The sequence below is a fragment of the Microbacterium umsixpiens genome, from assembly GCF_053543675.1.
This window is the reverse complement of the sequence record NZ_JBLVOH010000064.1, coordinates 1,479-7,330: the sequence shown is the minus strand read 5'-3', so window position 1 is coordinate 7,330 and position 5,852 is coordinate 1,479. Positions and strand designations below refer to the sequence as shown.

Here is a 5,852-nt window from a genome sequence, read left to right as displayed (position 1 = left end):
GTGCAGAGCACGGTGCCGTCACCGTCCGTCACGGTGATCGCGTCGCCGTCATCACCCGTGCCGGTGAATGTCGGCGTGGCATCCGTCAGCACCGCACCGTCTGCCGGACCGGTGATCACCGGGGCGGACGGCGCCACCGTGTCCACCGTGAATGCGACCGGGGCGCCCACCGTGCTCGTGCCGTCGATGTTCGTCGCCGTCGGCGTCGCCGTCGCTGCGCCTTCGGGCAATGCCGTCGTGGGCGTGCACGACCAGGCACCGTCCACCACGGTCGTCGTGCAGAGCACAGCACCGCCGCCATCGCGCACAGTGATCGTGTCTCCGTCGTCACCGGTGCCCGTGAAGGTGGGCGTGGAATCCGCTACGTCGGCACCAGCCGCCGGGCCCGTGATCACGGGCGTCGACGGTGCAGGGACGGCCACAGTGATCGCGTTGCCAGCGAACGACTGGCCGTTCACCACCGTGTACGGCTGCACGACGTTGGCGCCTCCGGGCAGATCTGATGTCGAGGTGCAACTCCACGTCCCCGCCCCGGTCACCGTGGCGGTGCACAGAACAGCGCCCGAGTCATCACGCATCTCCACGGCGTCGCCAGGGGTTCCCGTGCCGGAGAACGCCGGCCGTGGCGAAACCGTCGCACCATCAGCCGGACCGGTCACCACGGCTGCGGCTCCCCACTGGAGTCGCACCGTTCCGTTCCCGCCGCTCGTTGCAGGCCCGCCACCGGCCGCACCCCCGCCCTGCGTCAGGGCTGCCCCCACGACACCGGGAGCCGCGTATCCCGACCCGCCGCCGCCCCCACCGTCGCCCACGCCGATTACGGACACACAACGACCGCCGCCGCCTCCGAAGTAGCCTCCGCCGCCACCACCGCCACCGTCGTAGCCCTCGACCGCGCCTCCCGCGCCGGCGCCTCCGATGTACTGGGCTCCTGCCGGCGGTGTACCCCACGAGCAAGCGCCCGTTCCTCCCGCGCCTCCCGCAGTCTGACTGCCCCCTCGGCCGGTCTCCGCCGCGCCTTCTGCCGGTCCTGGGGCTCCCGAGGTTCCTCCGCCAGCGCCTCCGCCGGAACCAGCGACGCTGCTGCCTCCCGGTGCACCGCCACCACCACCGGCGATGAGCGAGGGCGCGACGCCGTACGCCCCCTGCCAGATCGCGCTCATGCCGCCGCCCGCTCCACCCGCGCGCGTGTTTCCGGTGGCCGCGGCGCCACCGATCGCTCCGCCGCCGTACGTCGGAGCTCCCCGCAACGCCGCACCGCCCTGGCCGACGGTGACCGTGAGAGATGCTCCGGGCGTGACGGATAGGACGCCGACCGCCTGCCCGCCCGCACCGCCGCCCTGCGTGCCCTGACCCGCGCCCGCCCACTGGCCCCCGCCGCCGGCACCCGTGAGCGTGGCGCTCACCTGCGTGACGCCTGTGGGGACGGTGAAGGTCTGGTCGCCGCCGGTGTAGGTGAAGTCGACGCAATGCACGTACGCGCCCGTCGGGACACACGCGACCTCCGCTGCCGAAGCGGATTCCGACCCGCCGAAGCCCGCGGTCAACGCCGACGCCACGCCGAGAAGCAGCGCCAGAGTCGCAGCCGTCTTTCGTGGGGCCGCGGCACGAGGGGCCGCAGTGGCCACGGCAGCCCGGCGAACCGCACCTGTCCCGCGAGTGATCCGCTTCATTGCTCTTTCCCCTCAACTGTTCCGCGCTGGGGCACACGTAACGATCGAAGAGTATTACGACACTCAGCGGAAACATAGGTTTACCGCAAAAAAACCGATATAATGCGCCGCGCCCGGCGCGGGCGTCTTGTCAGGCGCGCGCGAGGATCTCGCCGTGCGGCACGAGGAACCAGCCGTCGCCGTCGTCGGCCCAGCGCTTCCAGGCATCGCTGATCTCCTGCAGATCCGCCGGAGTCGCCATGTCGCTGTCCACCAGCTGCCGCGCGAGCGCGGACTCGAGGATGCGGTCGGCCCACATCCCGCCCCACCAGGCACGCTCCGCAGGCGACGCGTAGCACCAGGTGGATGCCGTCGCCGTGACGTCGTCGAAGCCCGCGGCGCGCGCCCAGGAGAGCAGCCGACGACCCGCATCGGGTTCGCCGCCGTTCGCACGCGCCGCCGCCTGGTACAGGGCGAGCCACCGATCGAGTTCGGGCAGGACCGGGAACCAGATGAAGCCCGAGTAGTCGGCATCGCGCGCGGCGACGATCCCGCCGGGCACGGTCACGCGGCGCATCTCGCGAAGCGCCTGCACCGGGTCGCCGACATGCTGCAGCACCTGGTGCGCGTGCACGACGTCGAACGAGTCGTCGGGGAAGCTCAGCGCGTGCACATCCTCGACCGAGAAGTCGAGGTTGGCCAGGCCGCGTTCCTCGGTGAGGCCCCGCGACAGCGACAGCGCGTTCTCGTCGATCTCGGTCGCGGTGACGTGGGCGACGATGCCGGCGAAGTCAACGGTGATGGTGCCGGGGCCGGCGCCGACGTCGAGGAGTCGGGTCCCGGACGTGAGGTGGGGGCGGAGGTAAGCAGCGGAGTTCCCGATGTCGCGCACGTTGTGTGAGCGGAGAACTGATTCGTGGTGTCCGTGCGTGTACGAGGCCATGCGCTTCAGTGTGGCAGAGCGCTCAGACCGGCCCGCTTGGCCACCTCGTCGACCACCTGCGGCGTCGAGGACGTCGGTGTGCCGATGAGGATCTCTCCGATGCGCAACGACGATGCCCGCTGACGAGCTCCGGTCGCGACGATCCTCTCGATCGCCTCGGCATCCGCCCCGATCAGGTCATCACCGGCGAGCATCGCACCGTCGGCACCTTCCGCCCTACGGACGGCGTGGTCGCGGCGCGTGCGATCGTCGGCATCGAGTCGGAAGAACCGGACGTCCGCTCGCGGGAAAGCAGTGCGCACGTCTTTCGGCGAGACCTCGAACGGTGCGACGACGATCAGCGCCTTAGCCCCCGCCTCAGCGAACACCGCCTGCACCACCGCTGCGGCCTCTGCTTCGTTCACAGGATCGGCATTCCACGAGAAGCTCAACTGCTCGCCATCGAGGAACCCCGTGCGCTCACCCGCAGCCCATTGCGTGCGCGCCAGCTCCCAACCCACGCGCGAGGCACCGGCGCACCTCGGACCCGTGATCCAGATGACCCGGGCCGTCGCATGCTCTTCGGGGAATACGACATCGGATGCCACCTCCGCCCCGCCTGCCGGCCGGGCGATCACTGCCTGCACCGTCTCCTCGATGGTCGAGTGCGCCGTGTCCAGTCGTTCCCATGCGGGGTGCACCGCGCTCGCCTCCTCGGTGCCGGCGGCGAGTGTGGCATCGACCTGTTCGCGCTCCCACCTCCGGGGAGCCAATCGTCTCCGCCTCGTCTCCTCATCCGCATCCAGCCACAGGGACGACGTCGGGAACCCGCTCGCCGGCGGCGGCTGCGACGGATCGGCGACTCCGGACACCACGAGACGTTCGACACCCGCGTCGCGGAACCGCACGGCGAGCCGGGCGAGTGCGGTCTCCTTCAGCGCCCACCGGTCGGGGTCGTCGGACGGCGCGGGGTAGCACATGCCGAGCTGATCGATGTCGACATACCCGGTCGGCACACCGTCGGACGCGAGACGCTCGGCGACAGCCCACGCGACGGCGCTCTTCCCCACCCCCGGCACTCCCGCCAGCCGCAGCACATCCATGCGACCCAGTCTGGCAGCGGGGATCAGCGCAGGTCGGCGACGGCTCGTCGGATCGCCTCGCGGTCGGGCTTGCCGGAGAGCAGGACATCCATCTCGTCGACCAGGATCAGACGGGACGGACGCGCGTGCTTGCCGAGCTCTTCCGCGACAGCCTCACGGGCCTGCGCGAGCTGCTCGGACTCGCTGCGCCGCAGCACCTCGCCACGCGCCGCGACGATCACCGATGCCTCCCCCCAGCGCTCATCCTCCACACCGACCACGACAGCCTCGTGCAGCCCCGGGACACGCCGGACGATCCGCTCCACCCGATCGAGGGAGATGTTGATGCCGCCCGACACGATCACGTTGTCGGCCCGCCCGTGCACGCGCACCACGCCGTCTTCCACCAGACCGAGGTCGCCTGTGCGATACCAGCGGATGCCGTGCTCATCCCGCACGAAGGTGCGCGTCGTCAACGAGGCGTCACCGAGATAGCCTTCGGCGAGCATGGGCCCCGCGATGCGCAGCTCCCCGTCGACCGTGCGAACGCCGACCGTGTCGAGCGGCACACCGTCGTACACACAGCCACCGCTGGTCTCGGTGGAGCCGTAGGTTCGGACCACCCGCACGCCCAGGTCGGCCGCACGCTCGCGAAGCGGCTCCGGCAGCGACTGTCCGCCCACCAGGATCGCCCGGTACGCCGTCAGCGCAGCACGCACGGCCGTGTCGTCGGCGGCCTCGAGCAGCGTCGCGATCTGCGCCGGGACGAGCGAGGTGTACAGCTCGGGAATCCCCGCCCCCGCCGAGGGGCGCAGCATCGCCAGTGTCGCATCGGCGAAGGACGCAGGCGAGAACCGGCCGTCGAGCACGGCCGGCCGGGTCCCCGCGACGATAGAGCGCACCATCACCTGGAGCCCTGCCACGTAGCCCGCCGGCAGAGCAAGCAGCCAGCGGCCGCTCCCGATCCTCGCCGCCGTCGCCTCGGCGCTCGCGCGCAGCGCCTCACCGCTCAGCGCGACCCGCTTCGGTATGCCGCTCGACCCCGAGGTCGCGATCACCGCCGCGATGCCGTCCGCCACGTTCTCGGGCGCACCGGCCACCATGCCGAGCCCCAGCGCCGGTCCGCCCTCGAGCGCGCGCTGCAAGGCCTCCCTCAGCAGATCCGGATCTTCGGCGTCCGTGGTGGTCAGGGCGGTCATGCGGGTCTCCGGCTCAGTAGTGCCAGGGGAACGACGACCAGTCGGCGTCGCGCTTCTCGAGGAAGGAGTCGCGACCTTCGACGGCCTCGTCGGTTCCGTAGGCCAGACGGGTCGCCTCGCCGGCGAAGACCTGCTGTCCGACCAGACCGTCGTCGACCGCGTTGAAGGCGAACTTCAGCATGCGGATCGCGGTGGGCGACTTCGTGAGCACGGTGCGCGCCATCTTCAGGGCCTCGCGCTCGAGATCGGCGTGCGGCACCACGCGGTTCACGGCGCCGGCCTCGTAGGCACGCTGTGCGGAGTACTCCTCGGCCAGGAAGAACACCTCGCGGGCGAACTTCTGTCCGGTCTGCCGTGCCATGTACGCCGAACCGTACCCGGCGTCGAAGCTGCCCACGTCGGCATCCGTCTGCTTGAACCGGGCTTCTTCGGCCGAAGCGATCGTGAGGTCGCACACCACGTGCAGCGAGTGCCCGCCGCCGGCAGCCCACCCGGGCACGACCGCGATGACGACCTTGGGCATGAAGCGGATGAGCCGCTGCACCTCGAGGATGTGCAGGCGGCCGACAGCCGCGCGGCTCGCACCGTCGACGATCGCCGTCTCCGCATCGGAGTACTTGTAGCCGTCGCGACCGCGGATGCGCTGATCCCCACCCGAGCAGAACGCCCAGCCGCCGTCTTTCGGGCTCGGGCCGTTTCCGGTCAGCAGCACCGCTCCGATGTGCGCATCCTGCCGGGCGATGTCGAGCGCACGGTAGAGCTCGTCGACGGTGTGCGGGCGGAAGGCGTTGCGCACCTCCGGACGGTTGAAGGCGATGCGCGCGACCCCGCCGTCGTACGACACGTGGGCGGTGATGTCGGTGTAGTCCTCGGCGCCGGACGCGAGCACCCATTCAGCCGGATCGAACAGGTCGGAGACGAATGCGCTGGTCACGGCATCCACCCTATTCCTCGCCCGCCCCTGCCAACGGAGGAAGCGCCCCCCCCCCCGGGCCCG

5 protein-coding genes are annotated in these 5,852 nt (G+C 70.9%); all 5 read right to left on the bottom strand.

What is annotated here, in order from left to right; translation table 11 throughout:
- The coding region (locus ACNPM4_RS06375) for an Ig-like domain-containing protein (protein WP_448985108.1) at positions 1-1,628 on the bottom strand (1,628 nt) is incomplete at its 3' end.
- A gap of 175 nt (positions 1,629-1,803) precedes the next feature.
- Entirely contained in the window at positions 1,804-2,595 is a 792-nt protein-coding gene (locus ACNPM4_RS06370) for a class I SAM-dependent methyltransferase (RefSeq protein ID WP_448985107.1), read from the bottom strand.
- Positions 2,596-2,600: 5 nt separating this feature from the next.
- Entirely contained in the window at positions 2,601-3,677 is a 1,077-nt protein-coding gene (locus ACNPM4_RS06365) for an AAA family ATPase (protein WP_448985106.1), read from the bottom strand.
- A 23-nt stretch (positions 3,678-3,700) separates the two neighbouring features.
- Entirely contained in the window at positions 3,701-4,855 is a 1,155-nt protein-coding gene (locus ACNPM4_RS06360; protein ID WP_448985105.1) for an AMP-binding protein, read from the bottom strand.
- A gap of 13 nt (positions 4,856-4,868) precedes the next feature.
- Positions 4,869-5,789: a 1,4-dihydroxy-2-naphthoyl-CoA synthase gene (locus tag ACNPM4_RS06355; protein ID WP_448985104.1), complete on the bottom strand. Its 921-nt coding sequence runs from the start codon at positions 5,787-5,789 to the stop codon at positions 4,869-4,871.
- Positions 5,790-5,852 lie beyond the last annotated feature (63 nt).

Excerpts from the sequence above, each read along its gene's own strand:
- ACNPM4_RS06370 (WP_448985107.1), bottom strand. The coding sequence starts at position 2,595 with ATGGCCTCGTACACGCACGGACACCACGAATCAGTTCTCCGCTCACAC.
- ACNPM4_RS06365 (WP_448985106.1), bottom strand. The coding sequence starts at position 3,677 with ATGGATGTGCTGCGGCTGGCGGGAGTGCCGGGGGTGGGGAAGAGCGCC.
- ACNPM4_RS06360 (WP_448985105.1), bottom strand. The coding sequence starts at position 4,855 with ATGACCGCCCTGACCACCACGGACGCCGAAGATCCGGATCTGCTGAGG.